This window comes from Polyangiaceae bacterium, assembly GCA_016715885.1.
Taxonomy (GTDB): Bacteria; Myxococcota_A; Polyangia; order Polyangiales; family Polyangiaceae; genus Polyangium.
The window spans coordinates 1,190,355-1,211,008 of sequence record JADJXL010000020.1 but is presented as its reverse complement, the minus strand read 5'-3'; the positions used below and the strand labels follow the sequence as shown (position 1 = coordinate 1,211,008).

15 protein-coding genes are annotated in these 20,654 nt (G+C 58.3%); 10 read left to right on the top strand and 5 right to left on the bottom strand.

What is annotated here, in order from left to right; genetic code table 11:
* Positions 1 to 27 precede the first annotated feature (27 nt).
* Entirely contained in the window at positions 28 to 3,294 is a 3,267-nt protein-coding gene (locus IPM54_30300) for a hypothetical protein (GenBank protein MBK9264082.1), read from the top strand.
* A 3-nt stretch (positions 3,295 to 3,297) separates the two neighbouring features.
* Here IPM54_30300 and IPM54_30295 read toward each other — a convergent pair whose 3' ends face one another.
* Complete coding sequence (locus tag IPM54_30295) at positions 3,298 to 5,424, bottom strand: Zn-dependent oligopeptidase (protein MBK9264081.1); 2,127 nt, start codon at positions 5,422 to 5,424, stop codon at positions 3,298 to 3,300.
* Positions 5,425 to 5,474: 50 nt separating this feature from the next.
* On the opposite strand from IPM54_30295, the gene IPM54_30290 reads away from it, so the two are divergent.
* The 7 genes from IPM54_30290 (at position 5,475) to IPM54_30260 (ending at position 12,884) form a co-directional block, all read left to right on the top strand.
* Positions 5,475 to 5,765: a hypothetical protein gene (locus IPM54_30290; GenBank protein ID MBK9264080.1), complete on the top strand. Its 291-nt coding sequence runs from the start codon at positions 5,475 to 5,477 to the stop codon at positions 5,763 to 5,765.
* 79 nt (positions 5,766 to 5,844) lie between these two features.
* The gene (locus tag IPM54_30285; GenBank protein MBK9264079.1) at positions 5,845 to 6,309 is read left to right on the top strand and encodes a hypothetical protein; all 465 of its coding nucleotides are present in this window, start codon (positions 5,845 to 5,847) and stop codon (positions 6,307 to 6,309) included.
* 69 nt (positions 6,310 to 6,378) lie between these two features.
* Entirely contained in the window at positions 6,379 to 7,392 is a 1,014-nt protein-coding gene (gene pseB, locus IPM54_30280; protein ID MBK9264078.1) for a UDP-N-acetylglucosamine 4,6-dehydratase (inverting), read from the top strand.
* A gap of 6 nt (positions 7,393 to 7,398) precedes the next feature.
* On the top strand, positions 7,399 to 8,559 hold the full coding sequence (gene pseC / locus IPM54_30275; GenBank protein ID MBK9264077.1) for a UDP-4-amino-4,6-dideoxy-N-acetyl-beta-L-altrosamine transaminase: 1,161 nt from the start codon (positions 7,399 to 7,401) through the stop codon (positions 8,557 to 8,559).
* Positions 8,552 to 10,390, top strand: a complete 1,839-nt coding sequence (locus IPM54_30270) for an NTP transferase domain-containing protein (GenBank protein MBK9264076.1) — start codon at positions 8,552 to 8,554, stop codon at positions 10,388 to 10,390. The genes pseC and IPM54_30270 overlap by 8 nt, the downstream gene beginning before the upstream one ends.
* Positions 10,387 to 11,937, top strand: coding sequence for a GNAT family N-acetyltransferase (locus IPM54_30265; GenBank protein ID MBK9264075.1), 1,551 nt, complete (start codon positions 10,387 to 10,389; stop codon positions 11,935 to 11,937). Before IPM54_30270 ends, IPM54_30265 begins: the two co-directional genes overlap by 4 nt.
* Positions 11,938 to 12,134: 197 nt before the next feature.
* Positions 12,135 to 12,884: a glycosyltransferase family 2 protein gene (locus IPM54_30260; GenBank protein ID MBK9264074.1), complete on the top strand. Its 750-nt coding sequence runs from the start codon at positions 12,135 to 12,137 to the stop codon at positions 12,882 to 12,884.
* 27 nt (positions 12,885 to 12,911) lie between these two features.
* Here the strand turns inward: IPM54_30260 and IPM54_30255 are convergent, their stop codons facing one another.
* Both IPM54_30255 and asnB read right to left on the bottom strand, forming a co-directional pair.
* On the bottom strand, positions 12,912 to 14,213 hold the full coding sequence (locus tag IPM54_30255; GenBank protein MBK9264073.1) for a hypothetical protein: 1,302 nt from the start codon (positions 14,211 to 14,213) through the stop codon (positions 12,912 to 12,914).
* Positions 14,210 to 16,126, bottom strand: coding sequence for an asparagine synthase (glutamine-hydrolyzing) (asnB, locus tag IPM54_30250; protein MBK9264072.1), 1,917 nt, complete (start codon positions 16,124 to 16,126; stop codon positions 14,210 to 14,212). Before asnB ends, IPM54_30255 begins: the two co-directional genes overlap by 4 nt.
* Positions 16,127 to 16,581: 455 nt before the next feature.
* On the opposite strand from asnB, the gene IPM54_30245 reads away from it, so the two are divergent.
* The gene (locus IPM54_30245) at positions 16,582 to 17,535 is read left to right on the top strand and encodes a hypothetical protein (GenBank protein ID MBK9264071.1); all 954 of its coding nucleotides are present in this window, start codon (positions 16,582 to 16,584) and stop codon (positions 17,533 to 17,535) included.
* Positions 17,536 to 17,615: 80 nt separating this feature from the next.
* On the opposite strand, the gene IPM54_30240 is transcribed toward IPM54_30245, so the two are convergent.
* Entirely contained in the window at positions 17,616 to 18,161 is a 546-nt protein-coding gene (locus IPM54_30240; protein MBK9264070.1) for a methyltransferase domain-containing protein, read from the bottom strand.
* A 144-nt stretch (positions 18,162 to 18,305) separates the two neighbouring features.
* The gene (gene gmd / locus IPM54_30235; GenBank protein ID MBK9264069.1) at positions 18,306 to 19,304 is read right to left on the bottom strand and encodes a GDP-mannose 4,6-dehydratase; all 999 of its coding nucleotides are present in this window, start codon (positions 19,302 to 19,304) and stop codon (positions 18,306 to 18,308) included.
* A 223-nt stretch (positions 19,305 to 19,527) separates the two neighbouring features.
* Between gmd and IPM54_30230 the strand changes: the two genes are divergently transcribed.
* Positions 19,528 to 20,526, top strand: coding sequence for a GDP-L-fucose synthase (locus IPM54_30230; protein ID MBK9264068.1), 999 nt, complete (start codon positions 19,528 to 19,530; stop codon positions 20,524 to 20,526).
* Positions 20,527 to 20,654: the final 128 nt, after the last annotated feature.

The following is a 20,654-nucleotide window of genomic DNA, read 5'->3' as shown; positions in this document are numbered from 1 at the left end:
GGCCCGCGGCCGGGGAACAACAGCCTGATGCGCTTGGCAATTGTCGCGACGCCTTCGCCTCTATCGGACATGCGCGCTCCACCAGGTGCGCTCGACGGCGATGTGCTTCGTGCACGACTGTCGCTGCCTGACACAGCGTTTCAAGTCGTGGACGTCGATCCGACCATCGATCTCGCCGAGCAGCTCGATGCGCTTCTCGCAGGGCGCAGGCTAGGCGCGGGCGACGAGGTTCTCTTTTACGCGTCGAGCCTCGTCGCCGTTTCGGTCGACAACGAATTCTTCCTCTGCCTCGATCCAGCCAATCCTCAAACGGGCGATGCACTCGCGGATGTCGTTGCGGTTTTTCAGGATCATGCCCCGGGGCCAATCCTGTTCATGCTCGAGTGTCGACATGCGCCTGCCCCGCACGATCCGTTCCGCAGTGCGACAGTCGTTGGTGCTGCAAAGGAAGCCGTCAGTCCGGCACGAAGCGGCATCGAGCTCCTCATTGCGGCACGACCCAGCACGCAAGAGATCGAAACCAAGCCTTCGCCTTTCACGCGCGCGCTCATCGATGCGCTCGATGAATCCGACGCACAGTTTGGCCTTCTCGCGCGATCGCTCTACGAACGCGTGAAGGACGAGCTCCTCGGTCGCGTGCCTTGTTTTGCGCACGCTCGAGGATGGACTCCATTCGCACTCATTCCCCTTCCCGAAAGCGGCGAGTCCGCCGACGGCGAACCGATGGTCGATGGTGCAACGGGTTGGGCCGAAGCCATTGCCAATGGTGAACGACTCGATGAAGTCACCCTCGAATCCGAAGCTGCAGAAGCGTTGCTGGCGGGCTTGAGCAAACCGCTGTCGCGTGACGTGCACGTCGAGGCCGTCGCACCTCCGCCTCTCGATCCGTCGCTCTACCATGCGCCTCCGAGCGTCGATGTCGTCCTACAAGACGCCCTCTCGAGCGACCGCGAGCCCGTCGACACGCTCAGATCTTTGCCCATACCCGCGGTGGGCATGGGCCAACCGCTTTCTGCAACGGGTGCGAGTCCCTCATCGGTCGCGACAGGTCCAACGACGCCCCGCGATGGCATGCTGCTGCCGCCCAACGCAGTTGGTGCGCCGCCTGCACCGGCGTCGATTGTTACGCGACCGGACGTTCTTCCACCGTCGATCAGCCCGGTAACGTCGCCCAGTCCAAACGTCGTCATCGATGAGCCGCAAGCATCGTCGGCGGTACCCATCTCGATCGAGGTCCCGGTCTCCGTTCAAGAGAACGTCGATGCAGCACCGCCACCACCGCCACCACCACCGCCACCACCACCGCCGCCACCGGCACCAGCAAAACCGCCGGCCGTGCATCACCGCGATGTGGGCGATGATCTTTTGGCTGCAAAGGATCACGAAGGAGCTCTCGCCGAATATCGCAAGGCGCTCGGTTTTCTCGGACCATCCGAGGCGGAGGAGCGCGCGGAGCTCTACGTGCGTCTGGCGACCGCGAAGTGGGCTCAAGAGAAGCGAAAAGAAGCAATCAGCAACCTCGACAAGGCGCTCACGCTGCGACCGGACTATCGGCCTGCGCTCGAGGCGCTCGTCGTGCTCAACGTGGCCGAGAAGGACTTCAAGGCCGTGCACGTTGCCGAGGAACGGCTGCTCGCAACGATCACGGATCCCAATGATCGTTTTACGCGGCTCATCGAGTTTGGTGATCGGTGGGAAGGCATCGGGTCCGATTCTGCGCGAGCGCGTTCGGCGTTCGAGCGTGCGCGTGACATACGCGAAGACGACATGGTGCTGCTCAGCAAGCTGCGGCGCATCTACGAGCAAGCCAAGGAAGTCAGCAAAGCGATTGAAGTTCGCCGGCAGATCGCAGGACTGACCCCCGCAGGGCGCGATCGCGCGACCGTGTTTGCCGATCTCGCGGCGTACTGCATGGCGGTGGGGCAGCAGGAACAAGCGATCGAAACGTACGAGCTTGCGATCGACAACGATCCGACCTTGCCAGGGCCGATCGATACGCTCGAAAAAATTCTTGCCGGCATGCAGGAGTGGAATCGGCTCGAGGCCGTCTACCGGCGTGCGCTGTCACGCCTCGACAAACTCAAGCCTGGCGATCGACGCCGTCGCGCGGCGTGGTCCATCTGTAGTCGCCTCGGGATCCTGTTCCGCGATCACCTCGAAGATCCCATCGTCGCGCTCGCCTACTTCGAGCGAGCCATGGATGAGCGCCCGGACGACTTCGAAGGACATCTGACGGTGGTCGATTTGGCGCGTTCTCTCGGGCGCTATGAGCGCGCTCTCACGCACCTGCGCGAGGCTGCGCGTCTGAAGCCCGAGCGCATCGAAACGTTTCACGATCTTTTCGACGTCGCGCAGAAATCGCGTCAACCGGACGTCGCCGTTTCCGCTGCTGCCGTCACCGTCCTTCGTGATGCTGCGGAGGCGCGTGAGAAGTTCTTGTTCGAGGAGCACAAGCCGAAGGGCATCCCCGCGTTCAAGAAGGCCATCACGCTCGACAGTTGGGAGATGATTCGCGACGAGGGGCGGGACAAACCCACCGAAGGCGTGCTCGTTGCAATCGCTCCAGTCGCCATCGCAGCTCGTCTCGAAACGTTGAACGCCGACGGAATGCTGCCCTCCTTTGATCCATCGACACGTCAGGATCCGCAGAAGAGCACCATTTCCGCCGTTCGCTCGCTCGCGTGGGGCAGTCACTTCTTGGGTGTCGACCTTCCTGCGATTCACGTGCGCGAGGACGCTCCCGTGGGTCTCGTTGCCATCCCCGCGGAAGAACCCACGGTGCTCGCGGGAACGCATGCGCTACGCGGACGCAGTCTTCCCGAGCTTGCGTTTCTCGTAGGCCGGCACCTCGCCTACCACATCGATGTGCACAGACTGTTGCTCTTCTATCCGTCGCTCGAAGAGCTCAGCGCTTGCTTCGTCACGGCATTGGCCATTGCTCGTCCCGAGCGTCCCGTTCCGCCGAAGGTGCAAGACGTCGTTGCGTCTCATCGGTCGCTCTTCGACAAACACTTCGAACCCGAACGATTGGAGACGCTGCGACAAGCCGTTACGGAATTCGAAGCCGCGCAGATTCGCCCGGATTTGACCCGATGGGCTGCCGCGGTCGAGCGATGCGCAACCCGAGCGGGATATCTCTTGTGTGGAAACCTGGAGGTGTCAGCGGCGATCGTGCGCAGCGAGCCGCGTGGCGCGCTCGACCCTGAAGCAAAGGTCATCGACCTCTACGGATTCTCCGTTTCCGAATCGTGCTCGATGCTGCGCGAAGCCATGGGCGTGGCGATCAAGCCCTGACAATCACTCCGACCCTTTCACATACGCGAAGTACGCATCGTGATTCGGTGGTCGTCCGAGAAATCGCGTCACGAGCTCGACCGGATCGATCCCGCCGCCCTTCGACAACACTTCCGTGCGCCATGCGCCCGTGACCGTCGGGTTCATCAATCCTTCTTTGCGAAACCGCGTGAGCACGTCGCGCGTCAAGCTCAGCGCCCATTGATAGCCGTAGTAGCCCGCGTCGTACGTAATGAGATGCCCGAAGCTCGTTTGACCATGCGTTCCCTTCACGTGCGGAAACGAGTCCATCTTCGTCTGCACTTCCTCCATCACCTTCGTCGTATCCACCGGCACCGAACGCGTGTGCAGCTCGAAGTCGAGTGTCGCAAAGACCAACTGCCGCTGCGTGTAAAGCGCGCGACCGAACGTTCGCGACTGCGTCATCGCCTTGAACAAGTCGTCCGGGATCTTCGCCTTCGTCTCGTGATGACGCGCGAACATGTCGAGCACCTCGCGCGACCACGCCCACTCCTCGAACATCTGCGACGGAACTTCCACGAAGTCGCGCTTGGCTTCCGAGCCCGAAAACAGCGCAAGCTCCGAACGCGTGAGCATCTCGTGCAGCACGTGCCCGAACTCGTGAAAGAACGTCACCATCTCCTCGTGCTGCATGAGCGCAGGCTGCGCACCCGGCTTCGGAAAGTTGCACACGAGCGACGCGATCGGCGTTTGCCACTTCCCACTCGGAAGACGTTTCGCCTTGCGCATCGGAAACATCGCCGCGTGCTTGTACTTGTCGCTTCGTGCGTAGAGGTCCAAGTAAAACAGGCCGATCTTCTCGCCCTTCGACCACACCTCGTACGCCGTCACATCGGGATGCCACGCCTTCGCTGGCACCTCGCGATACTCGAGCTCGTACATCCGTGAAGTAATGTCGAGCAGACCCTTCTTCACGAGGCCGATCTCGAGGTACTGGGACAGCGCCTGCGCATCGAACGAGAACTTCGCCTTGCGCACGCCGTGCTCCAGATAAAGCCGATCCGGCGGATACAGCACGTCGGTCTTCTTGCCTCCGAGACGCACATGCTCTTTGCGCAACTCCTCGAGCTCCGCCTTCGCTGGCTGCGCGATGGCCTCCGCGAGCTTCTTCAAAAAGTCGCGCACCGTTTGCTTCGACTTCGCCATCCGAGGCTCGACGGCGTAGTCCGCCCACGTCTCGTACCCGAGCAGCTTCGCCTTTTCACTACGCAACGCGAGCAGTTGTTCGAGCAGCTTGATGTTCTCCGGACCGCCCCGATTGACGAACTTCGAGTACAGCTCCAGCGCCAGTTTGCGGTTCTTCGCGTACGTGATGAACGGCGTGTAGTCGGGGTAGTCCGTCGTGATGGTGACCTTGCCCTTTGCATTCGGCGGATGCCCCGCGATGTACTCCTTGGGCAAACCTTCGAGGCCCTTCGGATCGATCTCGATCGTCTCGACAGACCCGCCGATGTTCGACATGAACTCGAGCCCGAGCTTCGTGATCGACGCGTTCACCTCGCGCAGTCGCGCTTGTTTGTCCGCGGGCAGCTCCAAGCCATTGCGACGGAAGTCACGCAGCGCATCGGCCAGAAGCTGCGCACGCTCTCCTTCGAGCTTCTCCTTCTTGTCGGCATACGCCCGAATGACGCTCGCTAGATCCGCATCGAGCCAGAGCGACGTCAGAAACGCGTCCACCTTCGGCTCGCATCCTTTTGCCGCTTCGCGCACGGCTCCATCCGGGTGCGCCAAACCCATCAAGTACGGAAATGCGCTCGCGTTCGTCACTTCGAGGATCACGTCGTCGAAGCGTCCGATCGTCGACGCGTACGTGAGTTTGTCCGCGCTCGTTTCTTTCAGCGTTTTGATCGAGTCGACGAGCTCCTTCGCTTTCGCCAGCCGGTCGTCGCACAACTTCGTCACCCCTGCCGGCGTCATGCCCAGCGCAACTGGATCGAAGTCCGGTGCTGGAGCCTCCGCGGGCGGCGTTTGCTGCGCAACGGAAGCCGCCGGTGCGGCGCTGGCACTGGCGCTCGCTTGGGGCGGCGGCGTTGAAACCTCTGGCGTTGCGCCACCGCATGCGCTGAAGGCCAGAGCGAACGAGAGCACTGTGAAAAAACGCGTACGCATCGCGAAGGCCCTATACCACTGCGACGTGCGGACTGGGTTATCCTCGCAGCATGTCGCGTTTGCTCTTTGCTACTGCCCTCTTGCTTCTCTTGCCGTCGTGCACTCGCTCGGCCGAAGACAGTTGCGCCGTCATCTGTGAAAAGAGCGCTCTATGCACGCCCGGAACCGATGAACCATCCTGCTCTTCGCTCTGCATGGAACTTGCTGCGGACGACGAAGCGTACACCGAGGCCATCGCGTTTCAGGCTGACTGCTACGAAGAACACGCGAGCTACTACGAGGATCCAAAGGGCGTGTGTCTCGCCATCGAAGGTGGCGCGTGTCGTGTCGAACCCGATTGACGCGATCGTTTGACCAGCAACGAATACGCAAAACGCGCGTGTTTGCCCGGGGACCGTTGCTTGAAGGACGGAATCTTGCGTGCTAGACGCGCCTGGTCCGCATGAGCGCGCCTTGTGTGTGTTGCTCGATACGCAAGACGAATTAGGTGGGCGAGGTTTCTTGTTGTGCCAATCGCGTGATTTGCCGCAGGACACCGAGGGTCGGCAAATTCACGTCGGAGGTATGGACGAGCTGCATCGATTGGCCGTAATGCGACCTACGCATGGTGTCGGTGGTGTGCAATGTGCCGAGGCGGACTGGTTTCACCGAGTACGAGGGTACGATGAGGGGTACAAGGGTTGGGGGGCCGAGGATGCCGACCTCGTGGTGCGGGCTGAACGTGACGGTCGTGTTGTAAAATGGGTCACGGAACAGACGATGATGTTTCATCAATGGCATCCCACGGCGAAGTACGACCGGCCGTGGTTGGTTAAGAAAAACAAATTTCGGCTGACATTGACGGGCTGGATCGTGCGGAAAAATTGGTTTGGTTGGGGCGAGTAGCTTCTCGGCATGTCGCGAGCGGCGTGCTAAGCCGTGCCGTAGTTGAAAGAAAGTGCGTCAGGATCAAAAATGTTCGGAAATCCAAAGCCCAATCTAGAAGGTAAGACAATCCTGGTCACGGGTGGCACCGGTTCCTTCGGAACCGCCATGGTTCGCCGGCTGCTCGACGAATTTTCTCCGCGCAAGGTGATTGTTTTCAGTCGCGACGAACAAAAGCATTATTTGATGCAGGCGCAGTTCGACGATCCGCGGGTGCGCTTTTTCGTGGGCGATGTGCGTGATCGGGACAGGCTGCGACGCGCGTTCGATGGCGTGAACGTCGTCTTTCACTCCGCCGCGATGAAGCACGTACCGCTCGCCGAATACAACCCGATCGAGGCCATTCGGACGAACATCACGGGTGCGGAAAACGTAATCGACGCCGCGCTGGATCGAGGTGTGGAGCGTGTTGTTGCGCTTTCGACCGACAAAGCCGTGAGCCCGGTCAATCTCTACGGCGCCACGAAACTCTGCATGGAAAAACTGTTTGTCGCGGCGAATAGTTACCGCGGCGCGCACGGCACTTCATTCGTGCTCGTACGTTATGGCAACGTCATTGGCAGCAAAGGTTCCGTCGTTCCGCTTTTCCTTTCGCAACGCGAAAAGGGAGAAATCACGCTCACCGACCCTCGAATGACGCGTTTCTGGATTACCATGTCCCAGGCGCTCGACCTCTGCCTCCATGCAGCAGCCGAAGGTAAAGGCGGCGAAGTCTTCGTTCCGCAAATTCCGGCAACCGATCTCGCCACGCTCGCGGAGGCCATTGCGCCTGAATGTCGGCATAAAATCATGGGCATCAGGCCCGGGGAAAAACTTCACGAAACGCTGATCACCGGCGATGAAGCTCGTCAAGTCGTCGATACCGGCGGTACGTACGTCATCGAGCCGAATTTCCCGCTGTGGGGCGAAGTGCACCATCAAGGCCGGCGCGTCGGCGAAGATTTTACGTACACGAGCGCCAATACGCCCGAACGGCTCGGCGTAGAGGCCGTGCGCGTCATGCTCCGATCCCTCGGCTTTCTTCCAACCACACCAGCAGCATGAATTCCCATGGCGGACAAACCCTCGTTCTTGCCCTACGGACGTCAATCCATCGACGATGACGACATTGCTGCGGTCGTCGACGTTCTTCGCGGCGATTGGCTCACGCAGGGGCCGACCATCGATGCATTCGAGGCGGACCTCGCGGCCGCCGTCGGCGCTCGTTTTGCCGTATCGTTTGCCAATGGCACGGCGGCGCTCCACGCGGCATGCGCAGCGCTCGGGCTTGGACCGGGCGACGAGGTCATTACGTCGCCGCTCACGTTTTCCGCATCGGCCAATTGCGTAAGGTACGTGGGCGCAAAGCCCGTGCTCGTCGACGTCGATGTTTGGGGCACGTTGAGCCCCGAAGAGCTTGCAAAAGCCGTGGGACCCAAGACGCGCGCCATCATTCCGGTGCATTACGCGGGCTTGCCCGCGCGGATGGACCTGATTCACGAAATCGCCTCGAAGCGCGGCATTCCCATCATCGAAGATGCGGCGCACGCCCTTGGAGCTCGTTATTCGGGTGGCATCGTCGGTGATGGGCGCTATTCCGCGATGACGATGTTTTCGTTCCATCCCGTAAAACACATTACGACGGGCGAGGGCGGGGCGATCACGACGAACGACGAAGAGTTGCGTGACAAGCTGAAGCTTTTTCGATCGCACGGAATTACAAAAGATCCGCAAAAGTTGTCACAGCCAAGCCCGGGGCTTTGGTACCAAGAGCAAGTTTTGCTCGGGTACAATTATCGATTGACCGACATGCAAGCGGCACTCGGGCGCTCGCAACTTCGTAAGCTCGACCAATTCGTTTCGAGAAGGCGCGATCTCGCGGCGCAATACGATGGGCTTTTCAAAGGAATGGCAGGTATTCGTACGTTCGAGAAACGCGAAGGACACGAGCATGCGTACCATTTGTACGTCGTGCTCATCGATTTCGGGCGCTTTGGGCGGGATCGCGCGTCTGTCATGACTGCGCTTCGTGAAAAAGGCATCGGCACGCAAGTGCATTACGTTCCCGTGCATCACCACCCCGATTTTACTTATTTGGGCTACAAGAAGGGTGATTTTCCCGCGACAGAGCGCATTTACGCCCAAGCACTCAGCTTGCCGATGTATCCCGCAATGAGCGATGATGACGTCGTGCGCGTGGTTTCTGCGCTGCGGGAGGTACTTGGTGCCTGAACGTCGGGTCGCAGCGATTGTCCAGGCACGCATGAGCTCCAGCCGGCTGCCCGGCAAAGTGCTGGCCCGCGTCTGCGGTAAAACCCTGCTCGAACACCTCGTCGAACGCCTGAGGCAGGCGCGCACGCTATCAAAAATACTCATTGCGACGACGGATCGACCGTCCGATGATGCCGTCGAAGCCGAAGCTACGCGGCTGGGCATTCCGTGTTTTCGTGGCGACGAGGACGACGTCCTGTCGCGCTACGAAGCGGCCGCATCGTCGTTGCAAGCCGATGTCATCGTGCGCATCACGGCCGATTGCCCGCTGCTCGATCCGGCGGAAGTGGACAAGGTCGTCACGGCATTTCTATCGGCCGATCCTCCCGTGGATTACGCGTCGAACCTCACGCCGACCGAACGTCGCATTCCGCTCGGATTGTCCGTGGAAGTCATGACGCGAGACGCGCTCGCAAAAGCTTTTCGCGAAGGCCAGGACAAACACCATCGCGAACACGTCACGCCGTATCTTTATGAATCACCGGGGCGTTTTTCGACGCTCGTGGTTCATCCGCCGCAGGATCTTTCGCATTTGCGACTGACCGTGGACACGGCCGAAGACCTCTCGGTCGTGACGGAAGTGCTCGAAGCCATCGACGCAAAACCGAACAAGTATTCGCTGGACTCGGCGCTCGAATTTCTCGAAACAAATCCACACGTTGCGCTTCGCAATGTCAATGTGCGGCAGAAAAAATACGACGAAACGTCGAGCAGTAGGGATCTACGCGGTTTGTCGCTGCTCATTCGCGCCGATGCGACGCCGGACATCGGGGCAGGGCACGCCATGCGTTGTTTTGCGATTGCCGAGGCGTGGGCACGCGCAGGCGGACGTGCGGCATTCTTTGGGCATTTGCCACCGGCGTTCGTCGCTCGATTCATCCAAGCGAACATTTCTGTAATCACGTCGTTTCCACCGGAAACTCCGATTGGATCGGCAGAAGATGCGGCCGCAACGCGTGAAATGGTCGATGCGGGGCGCCATGACGTGCTCTTGCTCGATGGCTACGCGTTTGGCACGACGTACCTCGAAGCGCTTCGCAAAAGCGCCTCCGTCGTCGCCTACATCGACGACTTTGCGCAGCGCGACCTGCCGGTGGACGTGATCATCGATCCGAACGTCGGTGCAGCGGAAGGCCCGCGCGGTGACGGAATCACGGTGCTTGCGGGAGGCGCGTTCACGCCACTGCGCGCAGAAATCGCGGATGCACGAGTGCCCCAGCGATCATTCGATACGTCTCCGCGTACGCTGCTACTCACGTTTGGCGCGAGTGATCCCGCGCGGCTTTCATTGCTTGCATTGCGCGCAGCGATGGCCGTATCTCGTCGCGTACCTTTGCGCATCATCGTGCTCGCAGGCCCCATGAATCCCGATATGGAAGCGCTGTCGGCCCTCGCAATGCCGGATACCGTTACCATCGCTGGCGACACGCAGCAGGTCGCTCCGCTGTTTTGCTCGGCGGATCTCGCATTTGCGGCAGCCGGCAGCACATGTTTCGAGCTTGCTGCGCTGGGCGTTCCCATGCTTCTCGTGCAAGTCGCCGACAATCAACGCGCCGTCATCGATCCGCTGATTGCAGCAGGCGTCGCCCAAAAAATCGATATCGATACGACGAAGGACGAGCTTGCCCTGGAAAAGCAGCTCGAAGCGTTTGTTACAATGGAACCATTCAACCTTCGCGCCATGAGCGCGAAAGCTCGGCGTCTGGTTGACGGCCAAGGCGCAACAAGGATTGCTCGCTCGCTCGGGGCGCTCGCCATTCAAAAGGCAAAAGCCGTGAAGGAGTCATCATGAACGTTTCTATTCCACGCATTGTCATCGGTGGTCGCCCTGTAGGAATTGGCGCGCCGTGTTTCGTCATCGCCGAAGCGGGCAGCAATCACGACGGCAAACTCGAGCAAGCCTATCGGCTCATTGATCTTGCGGCCGAGGCTGGTGCAGACGCGGTAAAATTTCAGATTTTCCGAGCAAGCGCGCTATATCCGCCCACCGCGGGCAAAAGCGATTACCTCGGCGACGAGCGGAGTATTTTCGACATCATTCGCGCCATGGAAATGCCGCCCGATTGGTTGCCCAAGCTCTCCGAGCACTGCAAAGAACGCAAGATCGCGTTCATGGCGAGCGCTTTCGACGAGGCATCCGTGGACTTGCTCGACCCGTACGTGGATGCATTCAAGGTTGCGAGTTACGAAATGACGCACACGCCGCTGCTTCAGCACACGGCGCGCAAAGGCAAACCGATTGTGTTTTCCACGGGAACGGCGACGCTCGTCGAGGTAGGCGAAGCGATTGAAGCGGTTCGAGCTGCGGGAAACGATGCAATGGTCGTTTTGCAATGCACGGCGGCATATCCCGCGCCGCTCGACAGCATCGACGCCCGCTCGCTCGTGCGGATGCGCGAGGTCTTTGGTGTCGCGACGGGTTTGTCCGACCATTCACGCGACCCGCTCGTTGCACCGATGACTGCCGTGGCGCTCGGTGCAGTCGTCATTGAAAAGCATTACACGTTGAGTAATCGGCTTCCGGGGCCGGATCATCCCTTTGCCATCGAGCCTCACGAGCTCATTGAAATGATTCGCCGAATCCGTGATGTCGAGCGAACGCTTGGAGCTGGCGAAAAGGGTGTGCACGGCGTCGAGGAGGAACTGCGGGCATTTGCGCGTCGGACGGTGTTCACGACGAGGGCCGTTGCGGCGGGTGACGTGATGACGCGGGAAAACACGGCCGTGCTTCGTGCGGGCAAACTTCAGCATGGATTGCCGCCGCGTGATTATCCCGCAGCAATTGGACGCACGTTCAGCCGCGCGCTCGATGCGTATGCGACGGTTCAAGCGGCCGATGTGGCGGTGCCGAAGGATGGCCAGGAAAAACCTACGCTTTCGCTTCGACCCGCCGAAGAGAGCGATGTCGGGCGCGTGTGGGTTTGGAATAGCGAACCGGGCGCTCGGGCTGCGTCGCTACGTACGGCGCCGATTCCGTGGAGCGATCATCAGCGTTGGTTTGCATCGCAGCTTAGAAATCCGAATGCGGCGATGTGGATTGTCGAGGAAGCACATTCGGGCGCGATTGGTTCGGTGCGCATCGAGCGTCGTGGGGAAGAGGACATGATTTCAATTGCGCTCACACCTTGCGTGCGTGGTCGGGGTTATGGTTCGGTCGCCATATCGCAAGCGGTCGCGAAGCGTCGCGAGGCGGGCGTGAAAGGGCAGGTTGTCGCCTTGGTCAAACCCGAGAACAAGGCGAGCGCCGAGGCATTTTTGCGTGCCGGGTTTGTCCTCGAAGGGCGGCGCGAAGTGGAGGGGGCTATGGTGGACGCGTACGTGAATAAAGATGCTGCATGAACGCGGCGCCTGCGCTACGCGAATGGTGCCCAAGCCAAAGCCCAACGTCACGAATGATGAGCCACGCATGTTGAAATGTGCCGGCTCGTCGGGCAAATGAACTTGGCAAACTGCCGAAATTGCGGAAGGCGGCCACCGAACCACCACAAGTGATCATACTTGAAGAGGGGACGGATGTATGCTAAAGATGGCCCATTATGCCTTCAACGTTGTTGTCGGTTGTCATTCCCATTCGTAATCGCTCGGGTGTGCGCCTCGAAAATTGTCTTCGGTCTCTGCGTTGGCAAGAGGCCATTCCCTGTGATCGTGTAGAAATCGTATTGAGCGATTTTGGCAGCGCACCCGAGCATCGCGAGGCCGTGCAGCGAGCGGCGCGAAATTATGATGCGACGGTACACTACACGCCGACATCCGATTTGTGGAACAGATCGCGCGCCCTCAACATCGGTATCAAGCGTGCCAATGGGGAATATACCTTCTGCACGGATGCAGATATGGTGTTTTCACCCAACTTCTTCAAGACATTAATGGATACCCAAGTGCAGGTAGGAGGGCACGGTTTGCTCATGTGCCAATGTCATGACCTTGGCGAGGAAACCGGGGAGCGAGTCATCGATAGTCAGGAGCTCGAAGCACTAAAAAAGTCTGCCACCCTGCGACCGACGTATGGAATGGGCGGATGCCAGTGTGCGAAAACGCAGTGGTTTCACCGAATCCGTGGTTTTGACGAGCGGTACACGTATTGGGGTTCAGAAGACAAGGACTTGGGGCGTCGTGCCGAAATCGACGGTCGGGTCATCAAGTGGATCACGGAGAGCGCCTACATGCTTCATCAATGGCACCCGACGGCGCAGTTCGACAAACCGTGGTTGGTAAAGAAAAACCGGATGCGATTCAAGTTGACGAGCTGGATCGTGCGAAAGAACTGGTTTGGCTGGGGCGAATGATCCCTGCAAGTCGAATATCGTGCGACTTCACGGAAGTGACATCACGCGATCGATGATGTTCGCAAATCGTTCTGCTGCGACTTCCGATGAGAATTCCCGCGGAGATGCAACAGGCGTAGGCCACGCACGCGTCTGATTGAACCATTCGAGGTGCTTCGACAAGGTGGCGACGAGACCATCGACATCACCAGGGCGTAATCGTACATTGTCGGACCGATGCGCGAGTAACTCGTCGACTTCGGCATTTTCAGTAATTGATACGATCGGCATGCCGGCGGCAATGTAATCGTATGTTTTGGCAGCGATTCGTAGGCGCACGCAGGCGTCGAACATCGAGAGCAGCACGTGCGCTTTTCTCAACTCGCGCAGCATGGCAGCCTGAGGGACCGGGGGAACCGTTTCGACGAAATCGCCAATGCCCATCGATGCAATTTGAGCCCGCTCATAGTCCGTCATGCGGCCGACTTGACGGAATACGATGTCCTTCGGACCGAGTTTGTATCGTTCGACCAATCGACGCAATGCTTCTCCGATGTCATCGAGGCGCGTGTCGGCACGTAACGTCCCCGTGTGCAAAATCGTCAATCGAGTCGGAGGCTCGGGGTTCGCAGGAACGGGTTCATAAAGCGCCATATCATAGTGATTTCGAATAAATGAGGATTTCAATTCAATGGTGGGATAACGCTCGCGGTAGGCGTCGAGCGCATTGCGTGTATTGAGAACGACGTGTGCAGCTTTCGACATCCATCGGCGCTCATTAGAAAAAACGATTCGTCTTCGGATCGCAGCGAAAAAATCATGCGATGGCAAACTAGCGGATTCGTGCAATCCAAAAGGATCGCGAAAATCCAAAATGACGGGCACCCGCATTGTACGACCTGCATGAAAGGCAACGGGTACGGCACCAAACGGCCCGGCACTCACGACAATGGCGCTCGCTTCGTACTTGCGGGCAAGGTCCACGGCAACGGCCTGCGCATGAAAACGATGCACTGCATAGCGATCCTTCGACGAATGAAATGGACGAAGCCCCCCGAGAGGACGCGGACCCTCGCTCGATACTGCCGCGACCGGGCGCAATTGGGCAATCTTACGCTGCAATGCAATCATGCGCGGGTCCAGGTAATCATCCACCACAATACACTCGGACGGAAGCACCGCAAGCAGGTCCGGATCGCGCGTATCGTCAGGGAACGTACCGCAAAGAACCACACAACGAAAGCCATGTCGGGCCAAGTGCCGAGAAAGTTTTATCCACCGAAACGCCGCTACTGTCGCTTGCGGCGCAAAACACGGTGAAATAATGAGCACAGTGCGCATTCGCTTCATCCGCTTGCTCCAAGTTTTTCCGAATTGCAGCCCGTCGCGAACGCTCGAAGCCAAAGCTCCAACACGAGAAGACCGAAGACCTCTTTCGTTCCTCTGCCGGTGCGCGCATGAAGATCCACGAGCGAGCGAATTTGGTCACGCGAGAAGTATTCTCCGAGCGCTGCATCGTTCTGCTGAATCGTATCCGCCACGTAATCGCGCAAATCGCGACGCAACCAACGTGCGTAAGGAACGGGAAAGCCAGCTTTTTTTCGCTGGAGCAGCTCGCGCGGAACGCTGTCTGCCAACGCTGCCTTCAAGACGCGCTTGCGCTCGTTCCCGCACACTTTGTATTCCTCGGGCAATGAAGCCGCAAATTCCAGCACCTGATGGTCCAAAAGGGGCACGCGGAGCTCGACCGACGCCGCCATGGTCATCTTGTCGGCTTTCACGAGCAAATCATCTGGGAGCCATGTTTTGGTATCCACGTACAGCATCTGGTGCAAGAGCGATTCAGATTTCACTTTGTAAAATAATTTACGGCTTGGCGCTTCCGACGTCGATCCCTCGAGCGCATCGACAAAATCCGCCTTGTACAGCGCAGTCTTTCTTTGGTTGAATAACGTTCCCGGATGTCCCGTGCGACTAAAGTAATACTCCGATGGCGCCGCAGCCGCCCACCGGTGATACCGCGCACCATGTACCCATCCAGCGGCATCGAGAGCTCCGAAGGCTGCCTTCAGAATGCCCTTTGCCGGTCCCAACTTGGATTTTAATCCCTCCAGCCACAAGACATCGCTATAATTTTGATATCCCCCAAACGCCTCGTCGCCGCCTTCACCTGAAAGGAGTACCTTGACGGAAGACTCGCGCGCCAGGCGTGTCACGTAGTTGAGCGCAATCGCTGGAGCCTCGCACACCGGCTCTTCCGCATGCCACACGTACCGAGGCAAAAAGTCCCGAAAGTCGGATGCCGTCATGGTCATTTCATGATGTATCGTTCCATATTCATTCGCGGCAATCCGCGCGTAAGGCCGTTCGTCTGCAACGCCTGCGTCAGCAAATCCGATGGTAAACGTTTGAAGGGGTCGCGAGGAGTGCTCTGCCGCGTATCGCAATATCCCCGTCGAATCGACACCCCCACTCGCCAGCACACCTACCGGAACGTCGCTGATGAGATGCTCTTTCACACTGCGACGAAGCACATCTCGCAATTGCGCCACGGCGTCCTCGAAACTTGGCTTCGGTACTTGCGGTGCGAACGACAAATCCCAATATTGCTGAATGCGGACATCGCTACCGCGCACCGTCATCAAGTGGCCCGGTTCGAGCTTCCGGATATGGCGAAACAACGTTTCATCGCCCGGTACATAATAATACGTGATAAATCGATCGATTGCCTGAACATTCAATTCACGCGACACGGACGCATCCGCGAGCAGCGCCTTGATCTCAGAGGCAAAAAGAAAAGATTTCCCAGTATTTGCGTAATATAGGGGCTTGATGCCAAGGCGATCACGCGCCAAGAGCAGTGTTTGCGTCCGCTCATCCCATAACGCGATGGCAAACATTCCACGAAGACGGCTCACACAGGCTTCGCCCAATTCTTCATAGAGATGAACGATCACCTCCGTGTCCGAGTGAGACTTGAACACGTGGCCTTTGGCAACGAGTTCTTTGCGCAGCTCCTGAAAATTGTAGATCTCACCATTATACACGACCCATACCGTGCCGTCCTCGTTCGACATCGGTTGCGCGCCCATATCCAGATCGATTATGCTCAGACGTCGATGTCCGAGCCCGACAGGCCCCGAACGATACTCCCCTGTACCATCCGGACCTCGATGATGTAACGTGCGTAGCATTTGCCCGAGGAGCATGGCGTCCACGGGCTCTTCCGGGTCAACATTGAGTTTTCCGCAAATACCGCACATGGAGATGAATTTGGGGACTGGTGAGGCGCAGGTTCGGGAGTGGATGTGATGACTGCCGAATTGGGTCGGTCGTCCAGGCTTCCTCTTTACGCTGCACCCGTGAGCCATGCAAGCTGGACGAGCAACCTTTTCATGCGCCGCCGCGAAATTACGCCGAAAGTGACCATGCACTCGCGAGCGCCCCGACGCAGATGTGTTCGCAGACCGAAAAAATTCGACGACGTGCTGCGCGTTCGGTAAATAGGGAAGGGCAGTTGTTTTAAATGTGGTCAAAAATACGCAGTGGTGGCTTCTGAGCGAGCCGAGATGGACGACACGATGTCAAATGGCGGTTTCTTCCTCCAATGCCCTCGACATCGTGCAACATCCCGGGCCGAAGCATACTTCAGCATCTCGGTCCGGTCGCAAAGCTCCCACGGGAGCGACGCTTTCGGCATGCACGGCGGATGGAACCCATGACGATCAAGGTATTTGCGCTCGAGAAAATGTTGTATACGCCGTTCGTGAACGCACCAGGCGTGGCGATCCTGCGAGAACACGACATCGTCGACACCGACGACCCGCGGGACGCCGACCTCTTCGTTTCCAAAAAATGGAACAAAGGCGTCTTCCTGGAGCTGATGCTCCGCTACGGAGCGAAAAAACCGCTACTTGTCTGGACAGACGAACCGCGGTTTTGCATGAACACCAAGGAACGAATCGTAGGGCCGTTTGGCATTCCAACCGTGCATATCATGAACGTCTTCAACCGAAGAGTTTATTTTTGCAATTACAGCATTTACGGTTACAATATTCGAGGTGAGCTTCCGCGCGTCACGCCGTCGGACGTGACCGACAAGCGCTCACGCAAGGCTGTCGCAGTCGTCGGGTACAGACGCCGTACGCCGCCGGTCGTCATTGATGGTGTGGATACCGACATCATCGTTCGACGGCAAGAGCTCATTCTCGCGGGCCACCGAAGGGGTCTTGTCGATGTATACGGCAAGGATTGGCCGAAAGGGATCGCGCGGGGAGAGTCGCGATCTGCCGACTGGGTACGAGCCAAGGCGGCGATTCTGGATGGCTACCGGTTCAATATCTGCATGGAAAACACTGATTTTGATTACTACGTGACCGAGAAGATCTGGAACGCGATCACCGCGCGTTGCTTGCCCATTTATCGCGGCGGCACGAACAAGATCTTCGAAGAGTTCGAGCGCGGAAGCTTTATCGATCCGAATGATTTCAGCGGTCCAGAGCCGATCCTCGATCTGATTGAGTCGATGTCGGACGCCGAGTACTGCGAGCGATTGGACAGTTGCATCGCTACGTACAACAAAATTTGGAACCGCCAGGACTACAAGGCGCAGTATCGGCGCACAGTCGAGACGATCGTTCGTACGATCAGGGAAATCGTTGGCGCAACCTGAGGCGTCTGGCCGAGGAAATTTTCCTTGGGCGCAACGCTGAGTCGCGCCGCTTCGGCTCGAACGTTTGCGCGCTTATCACGTCATTGAGCGCCAAACGGTTTGTCGCACTCGACATTGAGACTGATCAAAATCCCATTCGCTCTATCCATGTGGGGAATATACGCCTGCGAGTAATCGTCGACATGGGCGTGGTCGGTCTCGTGACAGTCATAGCGGCGGATGTTCTCGAACCCAGCTTGGCGAAGCGTGTCGTTGAGCGATTTGTAGTCGAAAACATTGTAGTGAATGTTGTAGAGATAATCCTGGCGGCCGAAAAGCGGGCCCATGATCAAATTGAGATCCTCGGTCGCCGTGTAGATCTTGCAGAGTTGTGCGAAATCCGGCACGGAAGTTCTGAGAATCCCGCCCGGTTTGAGCACGCGACGCCATTCGCCCAGAACCGAGAGAACTTGGCGCCGTTTGAAATGTTCGAGAACATGACAGTTGTAAATCACATCGACGCTGTTGGCAGGGATAAACGAGAGGTTGTCGATTCCGCTCACATGGTCGATATGATCGTATTCGACCGCATCAATGTGAACGTAGCCGGGAATGAATCGTTTCCCACAACCCAGGTGAAGCTTCATACGGCACGAGGGATAGGCGCGCGGCGGTCCCCTGTCAAGCACTTTGCCAAGGGGCCGAGATGCACCAAAGCGTAGCTTGCGGGACGGCCGATTTCGGTTTTGTGCTCGAGGAGGCGCGTTGGCACTTGCGGCATTCGAGTCGTTCTATTTTCGTGCCCGTTTCTCGCGTGCTGCCAGCTCCAGGTCGGATACCACCATGCGCGTCACGAGCGATTTGAAGTCGATTCGGGGCCGCCAGCCAAGAGTCCGCTTGGCCTTCGTCGGGTCCGCGAGCAGCAGGTCGACTTCGGCTGGACGAAAATAGCGCGGATCGATTCGAACGAAATCGCGATAGTCGAGCTCCACGATTCCAAATGCGATTTCCAAAAACTCGCGCACGGAATGCGTTTCACCCGTACCAATCACGTAGTCGTCGGGCTCATCCTGCTGAAGCATCAACCACATTGCCTCGACGTAGTCTTCCGCGTGGCCCCAGTCGCGTTTTGCGTCGAGGTTGCCCAGGTAAAGCTCCTTCTGAAGCCCATGTTTGATGCGGCCCACGGCACGCGTGATCTTGCGCGTCACGAACGTCTCGCCACGCCGCTCGCTCTCGTGATTGAACAAAATGCCGTTGGAGACGTGCATCCCGTACGCCTCGCGGTAGTTCTGCGCCACGTAGAACGCGTACGCTTTCGCGCATGCATACGGGCTGCGCGGGTGAAACGGCGTCGTTTCACGCTGCGGCGTCTCCACGACTTTGCCGTACAGCTCGCTGCTGCTTGCCTGGTAAAACCGACACGAAAGTCCCACCTTGCGGATCGTCTCGAGCATGCGCAACGCGCCAAGTCCCGTGATTTCGCCCGTGTACTCCGGAATGTCGAACGACACGCGCACGTGACTTTGCGCTCCGAGGTTGTAGATTTCCACGGGTGCTACTGCAGTGACGATCGCATGCAGCGACGAAGCGTCGTTGAGGTCTCCGTAGTGCAACCTCAGTTGCACATTTCCCTCGTGCGGGTCGCTGTAGAGATGATCGATTCGTTCGGTGTTGAACGAACTCGAACGGCGCACGACCCCGTGCACCTCATAACCTTTGGCGATCAGTAGCTCGGCCAGGTACGAACCGTCTTGGCCTGTGATTCCTGTGATGAGCGCGCGTTTCATGAAGTGAGACCGTACCTGTGCGAAGCGAGCGACGCCGAATGATGCGTCATCATGAGCTTCGCCACGTAGTCGCACGAAGCTGAATCGTCCAGTGAAAATGTGGTCGTGAGCGCGTGACGGGGAACGGTTGATGTGTGGACGCCTTTCGCTATCTCGTCGAGACATCTCGCGTGCGTCGGATGCACTTTGGTGATATGTGCCGGGGTCCGGAATCGGAGACAACATGCGACAACCGCCCAAACCTTTTTTGGAAAACACCATCATCGTCACGGGTGGCGCCGGCTTTCTCGGCTCGCACGTCGTCGATCTCCTGCGTGAGCGGGGCGTACGGACCATTGTCGCTCCGCGCTCGCGTGACTTCGACTTGACGGACGCAACAGCGACGGCGCGACTATTCGATGAAGTTCGACCGGATCTCGTGATTCACCTCGCTGCTCGAGTGGGTGGGATCGATGCAAATCGTCGACATCCAGGAACGTTTTTTCACGACAACATGGCGATGGGATTGAACGTGCTCGAACAGGCACGGCGTTTCGGGCAAAAACACGCCACCGCCATCCCAAAGGTCGTCGTGGCAGGGACGATTTGTGCATATCCAAAGTTTGCTCCCATTCCCTTCCGTGAAGATGATTTGTGGAATGGGTATCCGGAAGAAACGAACGCACCGTATGGAATCGCCAAGAAAGCCCTTCTCGTGATGGCCCAGGCATATCGAGCGGAATTTGGTGCAAACTTCGTGATGGTGTTTCCGGTGAATCTGTACGGTCCTCGCGACAATTTCGACATGAACGATTCGCACGTGATTCCCGCCATGATTCGCAAATTCGTCGAAGCAAAGCGGGACCTTTCGCCCCGTGTCGTCCTTTGGGGCGATGGAAGCCCGACGCGCGAATTCCTTTACGTCGACGATGCAGCGCTCGGGCTCGTTCTTGCAGCCGAACGATACGACGAGCCCGATCCCGTCAATCTTGGCGTGGGATTCGAGATATCCATGAAGAACTTGGCGCTCAAAATAAAAAATGCCGTTGGATACGAAGGCGACATCGTTTGGGATACGTCACGACCGAACGGTCAACCTCGTCGTATGCTCGACGTTTCTCGAGCGACGGAGAAGTTTGGATTTACCGCACGCACTTCCTTCGACGAGGGATTGGCGAAGACCATTGCTTGGTATTGCGAGAACAGACAAGGTATTCAGGACCGGGACACTCGATCGGATTAGCGCGCGTACGGCAGGGGTACGGCAGCGGCGATTGTCGCTGCAACTACCACCAATGCAAATGGCAGCGAGAACGGCAACAGCGCCTTGATCTCGCTTCGCTGCAGCATTGGTGCCTTGGGGTGGAGCAG